Source organism: Sphingobacterium sp. MAE, from assembly GCF_056711605.1.
Genome location: NZ_CM160044.1, coordinates 4,858,762 through 4,879,600, shown reverse-complemented (window position 1 = coordinate 4,879,600; position 20,839 = coordinate 4,858,762). Strand labels below are relative to the sequence as shown.

Genomic DNA, 20,839 nt, shown 5'->3' with positions numbered 1-20,839 from the left:
TCCATTATTTTCGGGCTTTTAAAACAGTACTCATCATAGACTATGATCGTTACCAGTACCCATACCATCGAGGGCAGAGAAGTCCTGTATTTTTCCGTTACTACTTTTGAATATTTCTTTTTCCCAGCGCTTCAATAGGGTAAATTCTTGCGGTTTTTCCTCAGGCTCCTTCGGAAAGGGCAATCTACAAAAACAAGGATTTTTTAACATTCTGCTCCTTTGATCTGTCATCATCTACATTCATTTTCATAAAAAAAGACTTCAAAATTTTTGAAGTCCTTTTTATAATTATTATAGGTAGATGAATAATCAAATGAGTGGAACAATATCTTGTTAGTAAAAGATATTGGTATATCATATCTATTTATTGGAAAGCTTTTTTCTGAGAATAGTAAAAACTGAATAATATGTACCGCTATTACCGTTCTTATGTAGAAGATCTAATCCGATGATAGATTCAAATTTACTAAAAAGTATTACATAACGCAAGATAATATAGGTTATTATAGCCTATTTGTTTACTTAACTTTCTGTCAGCAGTTCTATAGCGCTCTGTTACAGCTCGCTGAGGTAACCGATGACGGTACGGTCTGGTGGCAAATGTGCTTCATCAGGAGATATTGCTGTTATTTGTTTTTTTAAAGAAGATCGAGAATGCATCTACATTAAATAATTTTGGGTTACTTTTTTTATGATATGGCGTTGACTGCAGCCGCAGGTTTTATGATTTTTAAAGCTATGGAAATTGATCTCGTTGACATATTTGTTTTTCAAAAGTTGATGATAAAACGTTAAAAATGTTTCATATTCCGTTTGAAAAGAGAGGTAAAGATGGTTGTAGTAGAAATCATTCCAATCTTTTTATTAAAAGAAAAACCCGTAACATCAAGTTACAGGTTTTCTTTTATAAGCCCCATTATGAATAGAATCCTATGCATACTTAAATATAGTCATAAATAGTATAAGTATCAAATGCGGTTAAAAATATCGTTGATTTTGAATTTTGTTTTGGTCAATTTTGGATGTCGATTACAATCACATTAAAAAAGGATACGCTCTTGTCTATTAATAATTATTGGATATAATGGTAGAGACCAATATTTTGTATCATGGGATTTAATCTGCTTTCAAGTATTTTTAGGCGAACATGTTTTCCTTTGATGGTGTTAAATTGTAAAATTCTTCTTGAGCCTATTGTTGTTCCAGATGCAACTTTAGTCCAAGCATTATTTTGTAGCACCTCCAGCTCAAATTTCTCTACACGCTGTCCATATTTGATAAACTCTGAAATATCGAGCAGATTAAATTCTTGCTCTTTTCCAATGTCAAAGACAAAGGTTGCAGTATCGACTCCTTTTGTTGTCCAATATTGACCTGTTTTCTCCTTTTTTGTTATGATTTCTTTATGCTGATTGATGAGTTTCGCAGAAGTTGTTTTCAACAAATTATTAGCAAAAATTTGATCTCTTAAATTTTTCCACCCAATAAGCGCCTGTTCATCCTTTTCGTGAATGAGACCATCTTGTGATGGAGGGATATTCAGTAATAATACACCATTCTTGCCGACAGAGTTAAAATATATATCCAAGAGCTTTTCGGGGCTCTTTACTTGGTCATTTTGATTTTCATGGAAAAACCAGCCCGGTCTGATGGAAACATCTGTTTCGGCAGGATACCAAACTAATGCTTCTGCTTTTTCGATCTGACTTCTTGATCCTAAATCGCTATTTCTCATGTCACCTTTAGGTTTTATAGTCATGTCCTGCTGCGATTCACCTGCTACGGCATCCTGTCTGAGCGCAGCAGTTGGTACGACAGACCACTCTGTATCTCTTCCATAACCTGTCTCTGTACCTACCCACCTGACATCTGGTCCCATCACGGCGATGACGGCTTCGGGTTGAATGGCTCTTATGGTCTTATAATACCTTTCAAAATCGTACTCTTGTTTTTTGCCATTTGGACCTTCTCCGTTTGCACCGTCAAACCATACTTCATCTACTTGGCCATATTGTGTCAATAATTCTGTCAGTTGTTTGACAAAAAAATCATTATAAGCTTCTGTTCCGTAAACGGCTTCGTGTTGATCCCAGGGAGATAAGTAAACACCAAATTTTACACCATGTTTACGACAGGCATCGGATAATTCTTTCATAACATCGCCTTGACCATTTAAATAGGGTGAGTTTTTAATGGAATGTTCAGTTGTGGCTGTTGGCCATAAACAGAAGCCATCATGATGTTTTGCTGTTAAGATCAATAGTTTTATCCCTGCTTTTTTAGCAATTTTTACCCATTGTTCGGCATCTTGTTTTTTAGGGTTAAATAATTTAGGATCTTCTTTGCCATCTCCCCATTCTTTACCGGTAAAAGTATTGATCCCATAATGTATAAATCCGGTTACTTCAAGCTCTTGCCATTTAAGTTGACGTTTGGTAGGTCTTACATGTGCCGCTTTTCTGATGATGTCTTCTTTTGTGTCCTCAGGTTTTAATTCCACATAATTCTGCTGTGCAAGTGTGATTGATGCAAGACAAATAAGCCCGCATAAAATCGGTATTTTGATGTTTTTCATTTTTGTTGATACTACAATCACCATACTGCAGAAATGCAATATGGTGATTTAATTTTTGGGATTAGCTTAATTATTTTGCACCTTGATTGGCCATTAATGGCCATCCCGGATTTTGGTATATACTTGACGATTCCGGTGAACCGTCTGGTGAAGTTATGGTAAAGTGGCTCATAGCAATTGGATTTAAATAATGTGCACTGATCCATTTATACCCGTCGAGGACTAAATTGGTTGCCGCTAAGTTGATGCGGTAAGGTCTAAGATAATTGCTTTCTGACTTTAAGGAAACATTACCCGTTTTTCCGGGAGTATTAGGCGGTATCAATGTTGAAACTCCTTTTTCATCTTTGTACCAGTCTTGCATAGGTCCCCATATTTTCATGCCTTCAACAATATAAGGTTTAGCCGCCAGTTGGTCCAATGCTCTCCAGCGTTTTAGATCGGCAAACCGCATGCCCTCTGCCACTAATTCCAAACGTCTTTCTCGTCGGATATTATACAAAACTTTATCCGATAATAATTGTCCCGCAGAGTACGCCCCAAAATCACCTTTTGCTTCCATATTCATATCGGTGTTATTCACCGTATTCATATAATCGGGATTGACTCCAGCACGCTCCCTGATTTGCGTCCAGTATGCCTGCGCCTTAGCGTTGACCGAACCATTTTTAAGGTAGCTGGCTTCGATATAATTTAAGTAAGCTTCAACGGCTCGGAATACAATAGAACCGGTGGTACTGGTTGCACCTTCAGATTGTGCGATCAGGTAACTGAACCCTTTCTTAAGGGCATATCCTGTTACATATCTGGTTTCAGCAATACCTAAAATATCTGGGTTTCCCTCTAGGATATCTTGTCCATTGGTATTCTTTCGATCGGTATAGCTTAACTCTCCCGGGGCTTTCATAAAGATCTGCAAACGATTGTCACGACCAGCTTTTACACTAGCGATAAGATCATCTCCTTGATAGCCTGAGTTGGCCGCATAAATCGGTAGGCCATTGGCCATGGTGAAGTTTTCCACCAGTCCTTTGGAGTAACCCGAATTGCCTGCATTTCTATTCATATAGTGGTTTACAGCGTGCGTTACATTTAAGGGGAGACTATATTGCCTCCAAAGAAGCACTTCACTATAGGCATTTAGGTCAAAATCACCAAACATCTTGAAATAAGGATTGTTTGATGAGTTAAATCCATTATCTTTGGTATTGTTGACTAAAGTCACTCCATCTGCTACCAACTGCGCAGACTCCATAGCCTGTGTCAAGAAGTAATCGATTTCTTGATCGATATTCATGGCGAAATTAGGATTTGATTTTGCTCCGGGCCATCCGGGGCCACCCGGTACTTGAGCAGTTCCTTTATGGTATTTCAGCCAGGTCGCTTCATGCAGTGCAACCCTAGACTTTAATAATAAAGCTGCATTTTTAGTAATTCTTGTTTTACCGGCAGATGATGAGATACCTAATAATGAAATAGCGGAGTCGAGGTCCGAAATAATAAAACGAGCGACTTCATTTCGGGGTTTGCGCACAGAGATGGCGGTTAATTCCTCTAGATTATCTTTTAAGGTATTTTTTAAGATAGGAAAATCTCCCAATGCCTGTACTTTGTTGAAGTATTCGTAAGCCCGTAAGAAATAGGCTTCACCGATATAATGCTCAATATTGAGTTTATTGCCGGTGATGCTGTTACTTTTCCATTTGGGTACTACCGATTCGATGAAATAATTGACCTGACGGATATTCGTAAAATCCCAGTCTCCCCCTGTGGCACCTACCCGCCATTCGCCAGGTACCCATCGTGTAGCATAACCTGAGGTTACTTGATTGTCTGTCCCGTTATCATTCGCAAATGTACCCAACCCCCAACCTGCATGTGTCGGGAAATTGTAACGGGTTATGGTATATGCAGCGAGATCAGCTTCGGTATTTAAATACTCGGACGGTGTTACATTGGACAAAGGTGCTCTATCCAAATATTTATTACAGGATAGCAATGTGCTGAAGGCGAGTACAGCTGTGCAGAGTTGTTTTATATTATTTATATAGCTTTTTTTCATCATTCAAATCATTAAAAATTCACATTTAATCCAAAAGAATAGATGGTTGAGAACGGGTAGGATTTACCATCGTTCCAGCCTCCTAAACCAACCGTCTCCGGGTCAAATACTTTTGCCATTTTTGTAAACGTCAATAGATTCTCTCCGGAAGCATATACACGGATTTTTGACAGTCCGATCTTTGATAGTAATGCTGGATGGAAGGTATAACCGATCTGTGCATTTTTTAACCGTAGATAAGCGGCATTCTGTATGTAGCGTGTCTGGGTCTGCTGATTTTTTTGTGTGTTGAAGTACGGTCTTGGTAGGTATGCATCTGTATTGACACCTAATACATCATTTTGTACCATCACTGAACTTTCGTCTCTGAAGAAATCCATATTTTCCTGGAAACCTGCCGATTGCCACATACCGCCATTGGCACCCCAGAAATATGGTCCATTAGGCACGTGGTCCCGTTTCCCAATTCCCTGAAGAAATACTCGAACGTCAAATCCTTTATAAGCTGCAGTAAGATCTAAACTGTATCTAAAGCGGGGCAGGCTATTGCCGATAATACTCAGATCACCTGGATTGGTCAAGGTATTTGCTCCGTTGTTGACCTGTCCATCTCCATTTTTATCCAAGTACATCACATCACCTGCCTGCCACTTGGTCGCAAAAGATTGCTTTGTTTGCGCTATGTGAGCATCCATCTCTTCTTGAGTCTTAGCTAAGCCGATGGTCGTATACCCCCAGATTTCACCATTCTTGCGGCCATCATACCATTGATTTAAATTGCCGTTTGGATTAGGGTATTTGGTTACCGTCTGTTGATCGTCTGATAACACAGCACGGACGCCATAGTTGAAATCTCCGATATCGTCTTTCCAGGAAAGTTCTACTTCAAATCCTTTGGAATACATTTCTGAATTATTGATGCGAGGTACCGCTGTTCCCAGAATCGCAGGTAGATCGGGTGCTGGACCAATCATGTCATAAGTATTTCTTTTATAGATATCAAATGCCAGTCCTAAACGATTGTTGAGGGCAGCGACATCCAGTCCCAGATTCCAGCTCGACACACGTTCCCAGGTTAAAGAAGAGGAAATTAAATTTGGAGCACTTGCAGAATTTGGTTTCACACCATTGAGTAACCAGCTTCCTTGTCCAGCTGTAACCGGCATGATGGAATAGAAAGGATACCAGTTGTCTGTTCCCTGATTACCCAGCTCTCCGTAAGATCCTCTAAGTTTGAATAACGATATTTCAGATTTTAAAGGCCAAAAGGCTTCGTTGGAAATATTCCAGCCTGCAGAAAATGAAGGGAAGAGATTCCATCTTAGGTCGGTTGGAAATCGGGATGAACCGTCATAGCGGGCATTTAATTCCAATAGGTATCGGTCTTTATAGCTATAGTTGACCCGGCTAAAAAATCCTGCGATAGCCCAATGTTGATAACCACCATTGGTTTTCGGGTCTAATGTTGCGGTATTTAAAGTAGGGATATCGTCTGTGATCAATCCGCTCATCGTTCCGCCTAGTGTTCTGTACTTATTCAATTCTGAATTGAATCCTGCTAGAACGGTAAACTGGTGGTCTTCGGCAATATTAAAACTATAGTCCGAAAATAGATTGGTACTGAAGTATTCATCTTTTTGCGCAGTTTCGCCTACACTGGTTCCTCCAGCACTGTTGTAACCGACTGGTACAAGGAAAGGTTCTTTGTTTACAGCATAAGCATAAGCTTTTAGGATTTCGCTGTGATCATTTCTATTGGTGATTCTGTAATTGACATTACCGGTGATATTCCAGCCTTTGATCGGTTGATATTTTAACTGGATCTGCTGATATAAAAAGTCTTTTTGGTAATTGGTGCGTCCTCCGTCCAATAATTGATTTATTTCTGAAGGTTCTGAAAAGAATCCATTATCATCGCGTACAGGAACTGTTGGCCAGCGTCTGGCAATATTGTGATAATAAAGATCATTCATATGCGTTGCTTTATCAAAATCTTCTCTTACAAAACGGGTATTTGTCAATAGATCTAGTTTATCGGAAATTTTGATATCTAATTTTGTAGCAAATGAAAAACGTTTGAAATTATCGTTAGCATATTTATTTAAACCATCCTGATCCATATAATTCAGTGAAGAATAATATTTAACACGGTCTGATCCACCGTTCACACTCATGGTATGTTCATGTGAAGTGGAGAAGTTTTTGTAAAATTCTTCAAACCAGTTGGTATTGGCGTTCGATCCCGTATAGTATTGCCATTTTCCATCAGCCCCTGCTGTGGAGACTGTACTGATTTCGCCATTTTGATAGGCCATGATTTTATCAAGGACAGTTTGTGAAAATTTGGCTGCTTCGCCATCATTAGCCGCGACTTCATTGTAATAGTAAGCAAATGTTTTAGAATCCAGCATCGTTGGTAAACCTCTTGGAGCACTTAACCTGATATTATTGTTGTAATTGACCACTGGTTTTCCGATTTTCCCTGCCTTTGTTGTAATTAAAATAACACCGAAAGGAGCTCTAGATCCATATATCGCGGCTGAAGCTGCATCTTTTAGAACCGAGATATTTTCGATATCCTGCGGATTTAGCGCATTCATATCACCTTCCATACCATCGATCAATACCAATACAGATGAAGAGGAACCCACACCGATTGTACCTGCTCCACGGATATTGACACTCATGGTTTGATTGAGTTCGCCTCCAAGTCCTGCAGTCTGTAAATTTAATCCAGGAACCATTCCCTGTAGTGCTTGTCCTAAGTTTTGAACGGGTCTGGATTCGAGTTGCTTTGCGCTTACTGTAGAGACGGAACCGGTTAAATTTATTTTTTTCTGTGTTCCATAGCCGACAACCACGACTTCATCCATGGCTGAAGAGTTTTCTTCCATGATGAAATTCATCTGAGAACCCGCTGGCTTTTCTGAAGTAGTATGACCTACATAGCTAAAAACGAGTATTGATCTAGCGTCTTTAACAGATAATTTAAAGGTCCCATTTTCACTGGTTGTGGTCGCGTTGCTTGTTCCTTTCTCTTTGACAGTCACACCGGCTAAAGGTTTGTTGTTTGCATCTGTGATACGACCTGAAGCAATGGTTTGCTGTTGAATAGATACAGTTGGCGTTGTCTTTGTATTTTCGTCCTTTGGCGTGATTAAGAGTGTTTTTCCATTCAATTCGTAATCAAAGGGTTGATTTGCAAATAATAAAGTCATCGCCTGTTGCAACGAAAGCTTGTTGAAGTCGATAGAAATCAGTTTAGCATGATTAATTAATTCGGTATTGTATACCAAGTTATACCCGGTTTGTTTACGGATACTGGATAATATTTCTTTTAAGCGTGCATTTTTTACATTTATGCTAATCTCTTGAGAGAAGACATTAGCAGAGACTTGTAAACCTGCGATAATTAATAAAGTTGTTATTTTCATTTTCAGGAAAAAACCATGACATAATATTGTAGAGATCCGATTCAAAAAAATGAATAACAATTCCCTACAATGCATCAGAATATTCATACATTTGTTCATTAGGTTAGTGATTAGTAGTATTTTAAGTTTGTTTCATTACCCTTTTTGATAGGGTCCAGCTGCATGGCCGTGCGGCTGGATTTCTTTTTTAGATTGTTGTTTAGTTGTTTTTTATCATAAGCTTTTTATTAATTGGTTGAATCGGTTATTGTTTTACAGCATGGATCATCTGCTCATTATACTGAAATGTAACAGGTCCAGTTTTTTCCAACATTTTTAGTACATCTGAAAGTCTTACATGCTTTGATATCTGCAGGGTATAGTGCGTATTGGGAAGTGAGTTGTAATCTACTTGTACATTATACCAGCGCGATATAGCACGTAATATGGTAGACAATTTTTGATCTTCAAAATGAAAATCACCATTTTTCCAAGCCATTATTGCTGCTATATCAGCTTCACTTTTTTTAGAAACACCAGAGGTATTATTGGTCGTTACACTAAAGTTTGGCTTCATCAATATGGTTTGGTTTTTATTATTTAGAGCGCTTATTTCGACCTGACCTTCTAGGAGCGTGGTTTGTGAATAGGCTTCATCTTGATAGGAATTGACATTAAAATGAGTTCCTAATACGCGTATTTCTTGCATTTCGTTCTGTACGATGAAAGGGACAGTTTTCTTTGCGACTTCAAAATAACCCTCTCCTTTCAAGTGAACTTTTCTTTGTTTTTTAAAGTCGACATTATAGGTTAAAGAGGATTCCGAATTTAACCAAACATGTGTGCCGTCAGGAAGTATAACTTGATATTGCCCACCTCGAGGTGTCTCAATCGTATTATTGCCCATAGCATTTGTGTTCTGTTCATTTCCAATGATATAGACAAGCTGTCCACTCTTATTTCTTTGGATCGTCAAACCTTGTTCTCTTAATATGGTGTGTGCATGGATGTCAGCCTCATCCAAGGAGATAACTTTTCCATTTGCCAATCTTAATATCGCCTTATTTTTACCAGGCAATACATTTTCAGCATTATTCGCGATTTGCTGGTACGTTGTTTCATTCCATCTTTGATAATAATACGTGATACCCGACAGTGTGATCAATACAGCTGCTGCTATGGCCGCCCAGTGCCTCCAGTTGTAAATCTTTACTTGATGAGTTCCGATACGATTTTCTATCTTTGATAAGATTTCAAGCCTAAGATCCTCCGTAAAAAAAGAATCATCCAAATGTTCATGATGGCGATATGTCGCATGAAATTTGGATAATAGTTCCTCCTCTTCAATAGATGTTTCGCCATTGAGGTATTTATCTAATAAGGTTAGAAATTCTTGTTTTCTCAAAATTTAAGGTTATTTATATATAAGAGTAAATAAGGGATGGCTATCCCTAGTCAATTATTTATTTTTTTTATCGATTGATTAAAAAAAGTATAAATAGCTCTATACTGAGTGTTTTTCCCAATTGACTACGCAAGTAAACTAATGCATTGGCAATGTGATATTCGACAGTTTTAGTACTTATAGCCAATTTTTCTGCAATTTCTTTATGAGTGAGATGCTCCAAGCGGCTCAATTTAAATACTTCTTGGCAACGTGAGGGTAGCTCTTCTATGATCTGGTCTATTTGCTGTTGCAATTCTTTATATTCCATGAGTTCCTCATTGGAATTATCTTCCAACGTGTCAATAAAATCCAATATATCATCATTAATAACCTGTTTTCTAAGCTGCCGCAGTACTTCATATTTAACAGCTGCATAGAGGTATGATTTTAAAGATAGTTTTATGAAAAGTTTTGAACGGATTTCCCAAAGATTAACAAATACCTCTTGTATGACATCATTGCATTTTTCATGATCTTGGAGTATCCGAAAACTAGATTGATATAGATATTTCCAGTACTTATTATAAATTTCTGTAAGTGCCGAATGTTTGCTCTCCCTTAACTGAGCTAATAGCTCGGCATCCCCATTTGGAGTATTTTTCATAAAATTTGGTAGACTAATGGTACAAGATATATAATTACCTTGCTAAAAACAAATTATGTATGACATAAATTGTTTTTAATTTATCTCGGATATCTATTTGATAGTTAGTTTTTTATGGCAGGTTTAGGTTTTTATGGATGATTATAAGATAAGAAGACAGAAAGTTACCTTCAGCAGGATGTATATTCGTGGGGAGAAAGCTGGGAATTGATGGAAGGAAACTATGAGCTTCAGCGTTTAAAAAAGGCCTAATCAATTGATCAGGCCTTTTCTATAGAAGATTAAATTAAGATTAGTTTGCTGTTAATGCTACTGCATTTAACTGTCTTGATGTACCATCGGGACCTACAGCGACGATATTATCAAAGATAACACGGGTGCCCGGTGTGATACCGTTTAAGGCAGATGCCATGCTGGAGCTCAATTGATTGCCTGAAGTAGACAATACAATCGCATCAGCACGAGGCTTTGCGATAATCATCGTAAATTTAGTAACTTTAAAGTTAGCGTCAAAATCAAAATTATCCAATTTTGCAAAGATGGCATTCTGTGCTTTTAGGGCTACGGTAGCCATGGAACCACCGGTTTTGCCTGCAAATTTTGCAATGGGATCTGGGATACGTTTGACACGGAATTCTGTCGTGCTCAAAGTCTGCATCTTACCAGGTGCTACTTCAGCAGCAATTGATATCCGTGCGGTACCTGGCGATGATACGCGCGCAATGTATTTACCGCCCGATCCAGATAGGCTTCCACCGGTCATACTCACTTTTACTTTATCTGTCGGCGTACCAGCTGCTGAAACAGATAACGGATTATCAACACCGATATACAAGACATTCATCTTGTCGGGAGATACCACTGCGGATGGACGTGCGACCTGATAGGTCTGTGTCGCCGTGCGGTACTCTTTCATCGAACCGTCTGTTTGTTTCACTTGAATCACACCTGTCCAAGAGAAAATCCCTTCTTTGCTCGTCGATACATGGTAAACTCCCTTTCCATCGACAATCTGTAATGGCGAACCATTCACACTGATGGCAGGCTGGGATTTGGAATCTGAAGCGGTCAGAAATACTTCAGCTTGATAAGGTTGTCCTTGTACCAAGTACGATGTAGGCGCTACTGCAACAGCTGCAAATTTGTCTAAGTTAACAACCGCCTGATCCATTTTGCCCAAGATTAATTTCACCACATCCGATTCCGCATTTTGGGCATCCGTCTGGATTTTGGTTAAGATCGTCATGGCTGCGGTCAGGGGTGTGCCGCTTCCGAAATTAATCTCTTCCCAAGTTTTCTTGCCATTGACAGATTTTTCTGGGTCTTTTGCCTCTAATGAAAAAGAAACACTTTTTTGTTCTTCAGGACTTAATAAGGCCAGGAGTTTTGCCCGGGTCTCATTAATTTTATCCTTAAGCACGGTTCCCTTTTTCTCATTGATCATGAGATTGGGCGATATATCTTCGTTTTCTCTTTTGACAAGATCTCCTTTTTCTGGATCGATGCCGCCACCTTGTTTGGTGAAGTCTTCTTTTAATGCATTGATATAGGTATTCAGTTCACCGATAATGGATTGTGCTTTTTTAGCTTTATCGTAGATGGGTTTTGCACGGGCAGGCTCCTCTTTCAATTTGGTACTTTCAAATGCCGCAAACAATTGCTGTACAGCCGTGTTGACATTTGAGCGTGATGTTTCGAGACTATTGTTGATGTTCTTAAATGCATCCAAGATGGTATCGGGTACATTCAATGCAAGTAATGCAAGTAGTACCAGATAAAGAATGCTGATCATTCTCTGTCTTGGAGTTTCTCTTCCTAATGCCATTTTTAGTGATTTATATGATACATGGATGATTAAACTCGTGGCTGGTTCATAGCACTTAACATATTGCCATAGATGGCATTTAAAGCGTTTAGGTTTTTGGCCAACTTGCCCACTTCTTCTTTGAATGCCTTGGAATCATCTAACGATTCATTGAAGTTTTGCATGGTATAATTTAAATTCTCGTAAAATTGGTTCATCGATTTTAAGTGCGAAGCAGAATCTTGAAGTTCGCGCTCGTACATCCCGTTTAACTGCTGCAAATTGGTGGTCAACTTACTCACTTGCTCGTGGTAACTGGTCGTATCTGCAGAAGAATGGGACATCTGTACCAAATTGGCCGATGCCTGCTCAAAAGCGAGACTCATGCTATCAAATTTGGATGTTGCTAATTTCAGTTTTTGAGTAAAATCTTCCGTTGCTAGGGAAACATCAGAAATTTTATTGATCGCCGACATCTTCTCACTGAAATCACGTAATCCTCTTCCTAAATTGCCGATACTGGTCTCGTCAATATTTGCATCTGCAAACATTTTATCCAAAGCGACAGTTGCTGATGGACCGGTAGGGCTATGGACAACTGGGGTTCCACGTACTGGAAGTTCTCCCGTATAATTTTCATCCAATTCGGGATAGACGCGGCTCCAGTCTGGTTCTGGTGCAGGTGGATTGAAACCCATTAGAAAAAATAAGATAGCTTCAACTCCCAATCCGATTCCGATCATATAGTTGGCATAAGATCCTCCAATATGCAGGATCTTAAAAAGTACGCCGATGATCACGATACTTGCTCCCCAAGAAATGGCGACGTTCAACCATTTCGAATTGTCTTTTTTCTTACTCATAGTTTTTAATTTTTAAGCTGATTATATGTGAAATATGATTATGACAAAAAATCGTGCCATTGATACCTGTATTTCGATTTAGTTTTTATCTCTACGTCTAAACCTCGAATATGTTTATACGTTCAGATCGAAACAACGCAGATGCACATGGAATCGCTGCCCACTCCCGTTCAGTAAAATAGATCTTTAGGTACAGTTGATTTTTTTCCATAATCCAATGCGCAAATTGAAAAGAATCTGTAGGTTCATTGTACAAGTCATTTTAAGTAACGTTGATATCAAAAATAATGATTTATTGCCGTCTTTTTTGTTATTATTTCATTATGGCCATTATCGTGGTCAGAATGCCTATGTAGCGTTTGCTGGTTTACTGCATGTAAACTCCTTTGATTTTGATCCCTTATTTTTTTGTGCATAAGGGTTATTCTTCGTTCAGCTTCGCGTACTCTCTGGGATTTTTTACGCCTAGTTTTTTCAGCTCTTACTACTTCACTTGTTGTGAAATTTCTCGTTCGGGTCAATGAAGTGCGGGCTTTTTTGCTATAGCTTCATCTGCTTTTTACTTTCATTGGTACCATTTCAACCCTTATCACTCACTTTCATCTCCATGAGCTGGGTTGGGTCATAAGTCAATTACTGGACGATCACCAACTCCCTAGAATTTTTTTTATACGGTCATGATACGGCTTGAAAGCAATTCATCATGTTGATATTATGGTTTCTACAAGCTCTTTCTTACCTTTATTCTGTTCTGCTTGGTCAACCCTCTTTTCTTTCGGAAACGTAACCAAGTTAAGGTTTAAGCCATGCTCCGTGGTCGTCAGAACCATGCCGGGGAGAGTGAGGAAATGATTTTATCTTTTTTAGCCGCTTCATCTTCATGAATGTGCTAATCAATCCCGCACACACGATTTAAATATTTTTTCTCGGCTTCCTTCTTTATATAAAACTATTCGAGTCGAAACTTGGTGATAGGTGCTATGGTCTAAAAGCCAATTGAAATGGCATCTTTTTATTTTGGCATATTAACTCCAATACATGAGCAGCTGCCCTACAGCCTGCTGATGTAAGTTGTTAGGGTTTTTCATTGATTTCGTTGTTAGTGGGTTAGAGCGTTAGATGGTTAGTTATCCACCGATTGTGAATAAATGTTGTGGATTTGTGAGTTGGAGGTTACGGCTATAGGAAAATGTTAATATTTTGTGGATAACTTGTTTATTTGTGTGGATAACTCTACTGCAACTCATCCGGATGTATATTGGCATAAATTTAAAATTCTGTTTTTTGTCCAGTTATGAACAATTGATGTGTATTCATAAGCTCCATGTGGAAAAATGGAGTGTTTGTTCTTTTGTGGAATACGTTTTCCACATTTTTTCGTCACTTGTTCATTTCTTCACTTGTCACTCGATTATTAAAAGAAAAATTAGTGTATAATAATAATTGCACGCGGAATAAATAAAAATATTTCTGAATAGGTGTTTTTATAATGCGAACCTAGGGTTTTTAGGAGGTTAAATATTTAAAGGCTTTTTAAAGCTTGTATATCGAGATGCGATGTGTTTTGGGAAATTATTTTCATCAACTGCGATCGTATGTTGAATTTAGGGTAAATGCAAGGGTCCTAAATAAACGATTATCGGCGCCAGATAATCGATGGTATTACTAATTATTAATGAAAAATCATGAAAAAATAGCATGTATCCTGATCCAGATCAACCCACCTAAAGGTATTCCTGATAGGGCTGGCTGATTAATAGTTTTAATTCAAAAGAACGATAAAACTTTTAACGATTCTGATGGCGTAAGTTTTCGATAGATGATGAAAAATATCGACATCGGATCAGTATAAATTTGTATTGATCTAAAAAATAAGTATATTAATGATTTGTTAAGATAATTTCTTGTTGTCTGTAAACCTATTTTAAACTTTTTGTTATGCTCGAAAAACGTATCGTCTATCGCTTTCCCTGGTATGCTGTACTCGTTCTGATAACGGGTTATAGCGCTGTATTCTATCAGGTCAACTGGGATAGCTTTGTTGACCTCCCTTTTCTACAATTTTTGTTTATTGCCATCGGATATAGCGTTATATTTCTAGCGGTCAGGTACTTTATGGTCGACAAGTACGGATATTTTCGGTCTGTTGTACAGATTCTGTGTGCTCTACTTGGCTTATACATACTTTATGTGCTGCTGATCGTGGCGCTATTGTTTTTACTGCCGAGACCATGGACGAGTTCGATCTATAATCCTGACCTCCCTATTTCTCTTGTGCAGGTGGCGCTGGGTGTGGCCGTTTTCTTTTTTAAATATAGTGTGTACGCTTTTATCCTGGTTTGGCTGGAGTCCTTCCAGCATGTTTGGATATGGATGGAAAAGCGGTTGTGCCTGGTGAAAAAGCTGCAGATCCGTAAGACAATATACCGTCGCGATGCCTCTAAAGGGGAGCTGCGTGCACTGGTCCGTGACGAGGTTGCGCACCTGTTGCGCAATTTGCTGCAACAGCTATATGCGTGGAATAACACGGTTTCTCAAACGAAAAAGCAACATGTGGATCGATTGCTGCACTATGTTCTCGACGGCTTGTCGGATGAAAGGAATCATGTTGTGACACTGGAACAGGAAATGGAAGCGGTAGAAAGGCTTAACCAGATCTACCCCGGAAAGCAGGTGAGGCTGCAGTACCCGGATCGCTTGGCAGGCCATCTGGTACCCCGATTTATGCTGGTATCCCTTCTACAAAACTGCCAGAAATATGCTCTGTATGATGGCTCGGCGTTGTTGGAGGTCCAGTTGAGCAGAAGCAGGATGGATATCCGAGTGTATAATAAAATCGCTCCAGCGCAAAATTGGGACAGCATGACGGGTGGAACGGGTATGAACAGGTGGCGCGATATGGTCAAGCATTTTTATGCCGGTGCCGCTGAGGTGGTAAATCAGGTACAGGAAGATCGTTATCTACTGACGATCACGATTGACTACACGAAATAAATTTGATAAATTATGCTGAAGAAAATTAGAGTAGGAATAATCGACGATGATCAAACCGCTATTGATTTTTTAAGTGCCTATATTGCCAAGACCGATGGGCTGGTAAAAGCTTTTGAAACCGTTGATCCACAAAAGGGATTGACAAAGGTGAAGACCGGTACCATCGATCTATTGATCGTGGATATGATGATGGCCAATCTTTCGGGTATAGAATTAATTGCGCAGATCAAAGAACTGCAACGGCCAAGCCGAAAATCCAGCCTAGGGATGCAGGTAATCATCTGCTCGGGCACCAATAAATATGCTGCCGAAAGCTATCATTATAATGTGACGGATTATATGTCCAAACCGGTTGAATATTCACGTTTTATAGAGGCTATTGATAAAGCCAAGCAACATTGGAAAATCAGGCATCCCATGCTGATACGCGATGAGCAGATTTTCCTGGTCAAGGTCGGTCATCAATACCACCAAAAAATGGTACGGATAGATGAAATTATATGTTTGGAAGCGGATGGTATGGATTGTAAGTTGTGGTTTGCAGATGACAAACTGGTCGTCGGAAAGCCCATGTCCTACGTCGTAGAGCGCTTACCTCGTGACCGCTTTATTCGATGTCACCGCTCCTTTGTGGTCAACACGGATTATATCGTTGATATTTTCACCAAGAAAATTAAGATGCGGTATTTGGCAAAGGAGGTGCTGGTCGGTGACCGAAGGATCTATAAGGAATTCAGTTTGTGGGAAATGTCCAATAAATTGTGATGAAACTCAATTCTAGGACAGTTCTTCGAGTGGATACCAGGCTCGTGAAGTCTTCGGATTGAATCGTACTGAAATAGGAGTGTTCAATCTTCACGGTGCGCCCACCAGGGAGTGCCTTAATCGTTTATGTTCTTGTATGATGCCCAGTCGCTATGTCCAAAATCAAGCTTATCGAACAGATGCAGGAGATTATGGCTCAGTATGTACAAGAGCAGCTGCAGGAAGACCTTAAACATTATCCTATTGAAGTTTTGCTGAATGAAATTATTCAACGTTTTCCTTTACAAAAGCATTCCGACCATATACATGCGCTGTTGAAGCAGCTGACTGATATCACGGTCAGATATCTAAACATCCCCGGTGTCATGATCAATGAGGTACCCGAACATGTCGATACAAAATGGGTCATGCAGACCCTGGGCATTACATCTTCCACTTTTTATCGATCGGTCAACAAAATCTTACTTTTTCCGGTCATCACAATCGGAAGCCGCCCGTATTACTTAAAGTCTGATGTCATCTTTCTATTTAACAGATCCAGAGGAAAGGGACCCTATATTTTTGGAAAGTTTGCTCGAATAGCAAGAAAGCAACAGTAGAGGACGATCAAAGTCCACACAATCTGTGATCACTTCTTGTGAATCTGTAGCCACATCTTTCAAAGAAGTGACGCCTTCTTTGAAAGATGTGGCTGCTTCTTTGAAATTTAGAGGTACTTCTTTGAATCAAGTGAATGCTGTAGGCTGACTGAATCTATTGCCGCACAAGATGTGACCGCATGTTGGCAAGATCAAAGCCCTTCTTGCCAAGATGGGATCACTGCCGGTCAACAAGTCGTTGGTTCTTCCTAACAAGGGACTACTTGTTAGGAAGAAGTAGTCCCTTGTTCAAAAGTTGTTGTCGTAAATGGTCTCGAAGTGGTACCTTGTTTTGCAGAAGTGATCACATGTTCTAAAGATAGGGTCACTTGTTTAAAAGACTTGGTGGATGGTTTAAGATATGCAGCACGTAGGACAAACATCTAACTACTTCTTTCCAAGATGTGATCACTTGTTATCAAGATGTGATTACTTGTTTTGATGATATGATCCAAACTTTAAAAGATGGTCCTCCTGAATATCAAGAAGTGATCCCTGTTTGCTATCAATTTTTAGTTTGATCATCTATTAGTTCTTATAAAAATACTAAATAAATTAGTATTTCAATGTTTTTATCTTTATATTTGCCTTATAACCAATACTTAATAATTATGGCAAAGTCAAACCGACATCTCGGGAAATACGTTGACCCCAATACAGACTTCGGGTGGAAGTTTTATTTTGGTAGAGAAGAAAACAAAATTTTATTGATTGAATTTCTTAACAGCTTATTCGAAGGGCAAAAAGTAATTTCTGATTTGAGTTATAAAGCGGTGGAACATGATGGAGATCATCAGGATATGCGTCGTGTTGTCTTTGATCTGCTTTGTAAGGGGAGTAATGGCGAGTACTTTATTGTAGAAATGCAACAGTTATTTCAAGAGTTCTTTAAAGATAGAGCGGTGTATTATACTTCTCGATTAATTAATAAACAATTGTCACGAGGTAAAAAAGGCAACGATTATTTTCTTCCTGAAGTTTATTTCATTGGTATATTAGAATTTAGAATGGATGGAATTAAATCTGCTCGACCTGTTCATGAGCCGGAAAGTCGCTACTTTTATGATGTCGCATTATGCGATAAGTATACGCATGAAGTTTTTTATGACAAGCTGGGCTATAAAATGGTGTCCCTTCCGTCTTTTACAAAGAAACCAAATGAACTTAATAGTGTCATGGAACAGTGGTTGTACCTACTTAAACACTTGAGCACCATGGATAAATTACCGTATTTTTTGGATAAAAGGATATTTGGCCTTATCTTTGAAATAGGAGAGATAGGTAAATTAACAGAGGAGGATCTCATGTCATACGAAGCAAGTTTGAAACATAAGCGTGATGCTGAGAGTGTATTTAATTCAGCATTGAAGGCAGGTCGAATATCTGGTCATGCTCAAGGAGTGATTGAAGGAAAGATTGAAGGAAAGATTGAAGGAAAGATTGAAGGTGAGCGAAATAAAGCTATTGAGACGGCCATTAATTTAAAAAAAATGGATATTTCGATTGAAAAAATTTCTAAAGCCACAGGGCTTTCTATACAAGAGGTTGAACAGCTTTAGCTGTCTTTATATAAGTGATGAGGCTTTGAGTAAAATAGAATATGCTGTAACTGTAAAAAGTTACAGCATGTTTTTTAATAATTTGTCATAAAAGAGGCCTTCCCCGGTCAAGGGGAAGGTCCTGTGTATATGAGGTAGGTATTAGTCTCCTTCGGCCAATGAATTGGCCTGTGTGCTCCAGCCCGGATTTTGATAAATAGAAGAACTCTGATAATCACTTGATCCTGGAGTTTCTGTGGTTAATCTAAAATGTGTTGTTGAAATGGGATTCAAATATTTATTTTGATTCCACGTGTAACCATTAAAAGCGATGTTGCCACTATTTACCCGATAGGGAAGTAAATATTGACCATCATTTTTGGAGGATACATTGGCACCATTGTTCCCAAATTCTATTAAATTAACCTTGCCGATACCGTGGCTAGGTTCGGTATATAATTTATAATTTTCATCCCAAAGATTGAATCCTGCAACCATAAATTGTTTGACTCCATCTAATGCCCGCCATCTTTTGAGATCATTCCAGCGCATCGCTTCTGCTGTAAACTCAACTCGTCTTTCGCGACGAATATTGTAAAGCGTAGGAGAGATGAGGGTAGCTGCCGAATATTTAGCCCAATCTTCCTCTTTTGAGAGATCGGTATTGGCAATTGTTTTATTATAGTCAACATCCACGTTACTCCTTTTGCGAACTGCTTGCCAATACTTGGTACTATTGGCATCTAATGAACCGTCCAGTTCATAATTAGCTTCGACATAATTTAAGTACGCTTCTGTTGCTCTGAAGACGACACTGGCTATGGTACTGGTTTTGGTAGGGGCTTGCGCGGCATCGGGGGTAAGTCCTTTTTTTAGTGAATAACCAGTAGGGTTTCTATTTTCATTTTGACCGATAACAATTGGAGGTCTGTAATAATATCCTTTTCCATCGATACTCCATTCGTTAAATGATGGATCATTGGCTAACAAATCACCGGTTTTTAAAATATTGTACCCTATTCGAGGGTCTCGATCCTTAAATACAGCTTCGTAAGAGGCATCTCCAGCATAGCCTGAATTGGAAGCATAAATAGGAATCCCATTTTTCATTAAAAAGGATTGGACCATGCTTTTTGTAAACCCAGCATTTCCTCCTCCATTTCGTTGAATATAGCCAACTACATAATGAAAGACATTAATATCAGCACTTGTGCTGTAAACACGAGAGAGGAGTACTTCAGCATTTCCTTCTAGTGAATTGCTATTAAACATGGCCGGATAATCTGCTGCCAATGTATATTGATCTGCGACAATTTTTGCAGATGCTTTTGCATTGTCCAAAAAGAATTTAATTTCCTCTTCGATATTAATCGAAAACCCTTTTAGGTAATCTTGGTTAGCGCCTGGCCATCCCGGGCCTCCAGGAACACGATTGGTGTTTTTGTGGTATTTTTCCCACGTTCCTTCAAATAGTGCTACTCTACTTTTAAAGAGTGCCGCACAGAAACGATTTAATCGATTTGATGCAGGTGCTCGATCGAGCATTAATTCAAAAGCTTTATCCAGATCAGCTAAAATAAAACGTGCGACCTCATTCCTTGGCCTACGTCTGCTGAGTTCTCTAATTTTGTTATAATCTTCAGGAACTTCTTCTGTAATAATCGGGAAATCACCTAATGCAACGAGTTTGTTAAAATATAGATAGGCTCTAAAGAAGTACATCTCACCCAAATAATGTTTGATATGGGTTAAGCTTCCTGTAATTTGTCCGTTTTCTATCCGAGGGGTGACGGTATTGATAAAATAATTGACTGATCTGATTCCTGAAAAGTTCCAATCTCCTCCTGTATCACCAACACGCGTCTGACCGGGAACAAAAAGTGGTTCTGGAGTGGATGCTGCCTGATTGTCGGTACCGTTATCCAATGCAAATGTCCCCAAGCTGTAAGAGCTTGGTGCGTGGGAGGTCAGTGCACTATATTGTCCTGCTGCATAAGAAGCAAGATCTTGCTCTGCAGTGAGGTAAATTTTGGTAGATATATCACCTAAAGGTTCTCTGTCTAAAAATTTGTTACATGAAGAAAGAGTTCCGATAAGGACTATGCTCAAATATATAATTTTTTTCATGATCGTATC

At 38.9% G+C, this 20,839-nt stretch carries 14 protein-coding genes; 4 read left to right on the top strand and 10 right to left on the bottom strand.

Translation table 11 applies throughout. The features are described 5' to 3' along the window. Positions 1 to 33 precede the first annotated feature (33 nt). The 8 genes from AC06G9_RS20715 to porL form a co-directional block, all read right to left on the bottom strand. Positions 34 to 234: a hypothetical protein gene (locus tag AC06G9_RS20715; RefSeq protein WP_293926758.1), complete on the bottom strand. Its 201-nt coding sequence runs from the start codon at positions 232 to 234 to the stop codon at positions 34 to 36. 838 nt (positions 235 to 1,072) lie between these two features. Further along, on the bottom strand, positions 1,073 to 2,575 hold the full coding sequence (locus AC06G9_RS20710; RefSeq protein ID WP_248755303.1) for an alpha-L-fucosidase: 1,503 nt from the start codon (positions 2,573 to 2,575) through the stop codon (positions 1,073 to 1,075). Positions 2,576 to 2,645: 70 nt separating this feature from the next. Continuing rightward, positions 2,646 to 4,640 carry a RagB/SusD family nutrient uptake outer membrane protein gene (locus AC06G9_RS20705; RefSeq protein ID WP_480957084.1) on the bottom strand — a complete coding sequence of 665 codons (1,995 nt, stop codon included), beginning with the start codon at positions 4,638 to 4,640 and terminating at the stop codon, positions 2,646 to 2,648. An 8-nt stretch (positions 4,641 to 4,648) separates the two neighbouring features. Further along, positions 4,649 to 8,071: a TonB-dependent receptor gene (locus AC06G9_RS20700; RefSeq protein ID WP_480957083.1), complete on the bottom strand. Its 3,423-nt coding sequence runs from the start codon at positions 8,069 to 8,071 to the stop codon at positions 4,649 to 4,651. 244 nt (positions 8,072 to 8,315) lie between these two features. After that, positions 8,316 to 9,455 (bottom strand): FecR family protein, encoded by a 1,140-nt coding sequence (locus AC06G9_RS20695; protein ID WP_480957082.1) that lies wholly within the window; start codon positions 9,453 to 9,455, stop codon positions 8,316 to 8,318. A 67-nt stretch (positions 9,456 to 9,522) separates the two neighbouring features. After that, positions 9,523 to 10,101 (bottom strand): RNA polymerase sigma-70 factor, encoded by a 579-nt coding sequence (locus AC06G9_RS20690; RefSeq protein WP_293926769.1) that lies wholly within the window; start codon positions 10,099 to 10,101, stop codon positions 9,523 to 9,525. A gap of 292 nt (positions 10,102 to 10,393) precedes the next feature. Continuing rightward, a complete protein-coding gene (gene porM, locus AC06G9_RS20685) occupies positions 10,394 to 11,926 on the bottom strand; it encodes a type IX secretion system motor protein PorM/GldM (RefSeq protein ID WP_480957081.1) in 1,533 nt (510 codons plus the stop codon). A gap of 29 nt (positions 11,927 to 11,955) precedes the next feature. Beyond that, positions 11,956 to 12,768 (bottom strand): type IX secretion system motor protein PorL/GldL, encoded by an 813-nt coding sequence (gene porL, locus AC06G9_RS20680; RefSeq protein ID WP_045752197.1) that lies wholly within the window; start codon positions 12,766 to 12,768, stop codon positions 11,956 to 11,958. A gap of 1,938 nt (positions 12,769 to 14,706) precedes the next feature. On the opposite strand from porL, the gene AC06G9_RS20675 reads away from it, so the two are divergent. The 3 genes from AC06G9_RS20675 to AC06G9_RS20665 all read left to right on the top strand — a co-directional run bounded on the left by AC06G9_RS20675 (position 14,707) and on the right by AC06G9_RS20665 (position 17,126). Next, on the top strand, positions 14,707 to 15,762 hold the full coding sequence (locus tag AC06G9_RS20675; protein WP_480957080.1) for a hypothetical protein: 1,056 nt from the start codon (positions 14,707 to 14,709) through the stop codon (positions 15,760 to 15,762). 12 nt (positions 15,763 to 15,774) lie between these two features. After that, positions 15,775 to 16,527, top strand: a complete 753-nt coding sequence (locus tag AC06G9_RS20670) for a LytR/AlgR family response regulator transcription factor (RefSeq protein ID WP_480957079.1) — start codon at positions 15,775 to 15,777, stop codon at positions 16,525 to 16,527. A gap of 152 nt (positions 16,528 to 16,679) precedes the next feature. Then, a complete protein-coding gene (locus AC06G9_RS20665; protein ID WP_480957078.1) occupies positions 16,680 to 17,126 on the top strand; it encodes a hypothetical protein in 447 nt (148 codons plus the stop codon). Between the two features lie 266 nt (positions 17,127 to 17,392). Here AC06G9_RS20665 and AC06G9_RS20660 read toward each other — a convergent pair whose 3' ends face one another. Next, the gene (locus tag AC06G9_RS20660) at positions 17,393 to 17,548 is read right to left on the bottom strand and encodes a hypothetical protein (protein WP_480957077.1); all 156 of its coding nucleotides are present in this window, start codon (positions 17,546 to 17,548) and stop codon (positions 17,393 to 17,395) included. Between the two features lie 228 nt (positions 17,549 to 17,776). On the opposite strand from AC06G9_RS20660, the gene AC06G9_RS20655 reads away from it, so the two are divergent. Beyond that, positions 17,777 to 18,724 carry an Rpn family recombination-promoting nuclease/putative transposase gene (locus AC06G9_RS20655; RefSeq protein ID WP_480957076.1) on the top strand — a complete coding sequence of 316 codons (948 nt, stop codon included), beginning with the start codon at positions 17,777 to 17,779 and terminating at the stop codon, positions 18,722 to 18,724. Positions 18,725 to 18,865: 141 nt separating this feature from the next. Here the strand turns inward: AC06G9_RS20655 and AC06G9_RS20650 are convergent, their stop codons facing one another. After that, positions 18,866 to 20,830 carry a RagB/SusD family nutrient uptake outer membrane protein gene (locus AC06G9_RS20650; protein WP_480957075.1) on the bottom strand — a complete coding sequence of 655 codons (1,965 nt, stop codon included), beginning with the start codon at positions 20,828 to 20,830 and terminating at the stop codon, positions 18,866 to 18,868. Positions 20,831 to 20,839 lie beyond the last annotated feature (9 nt).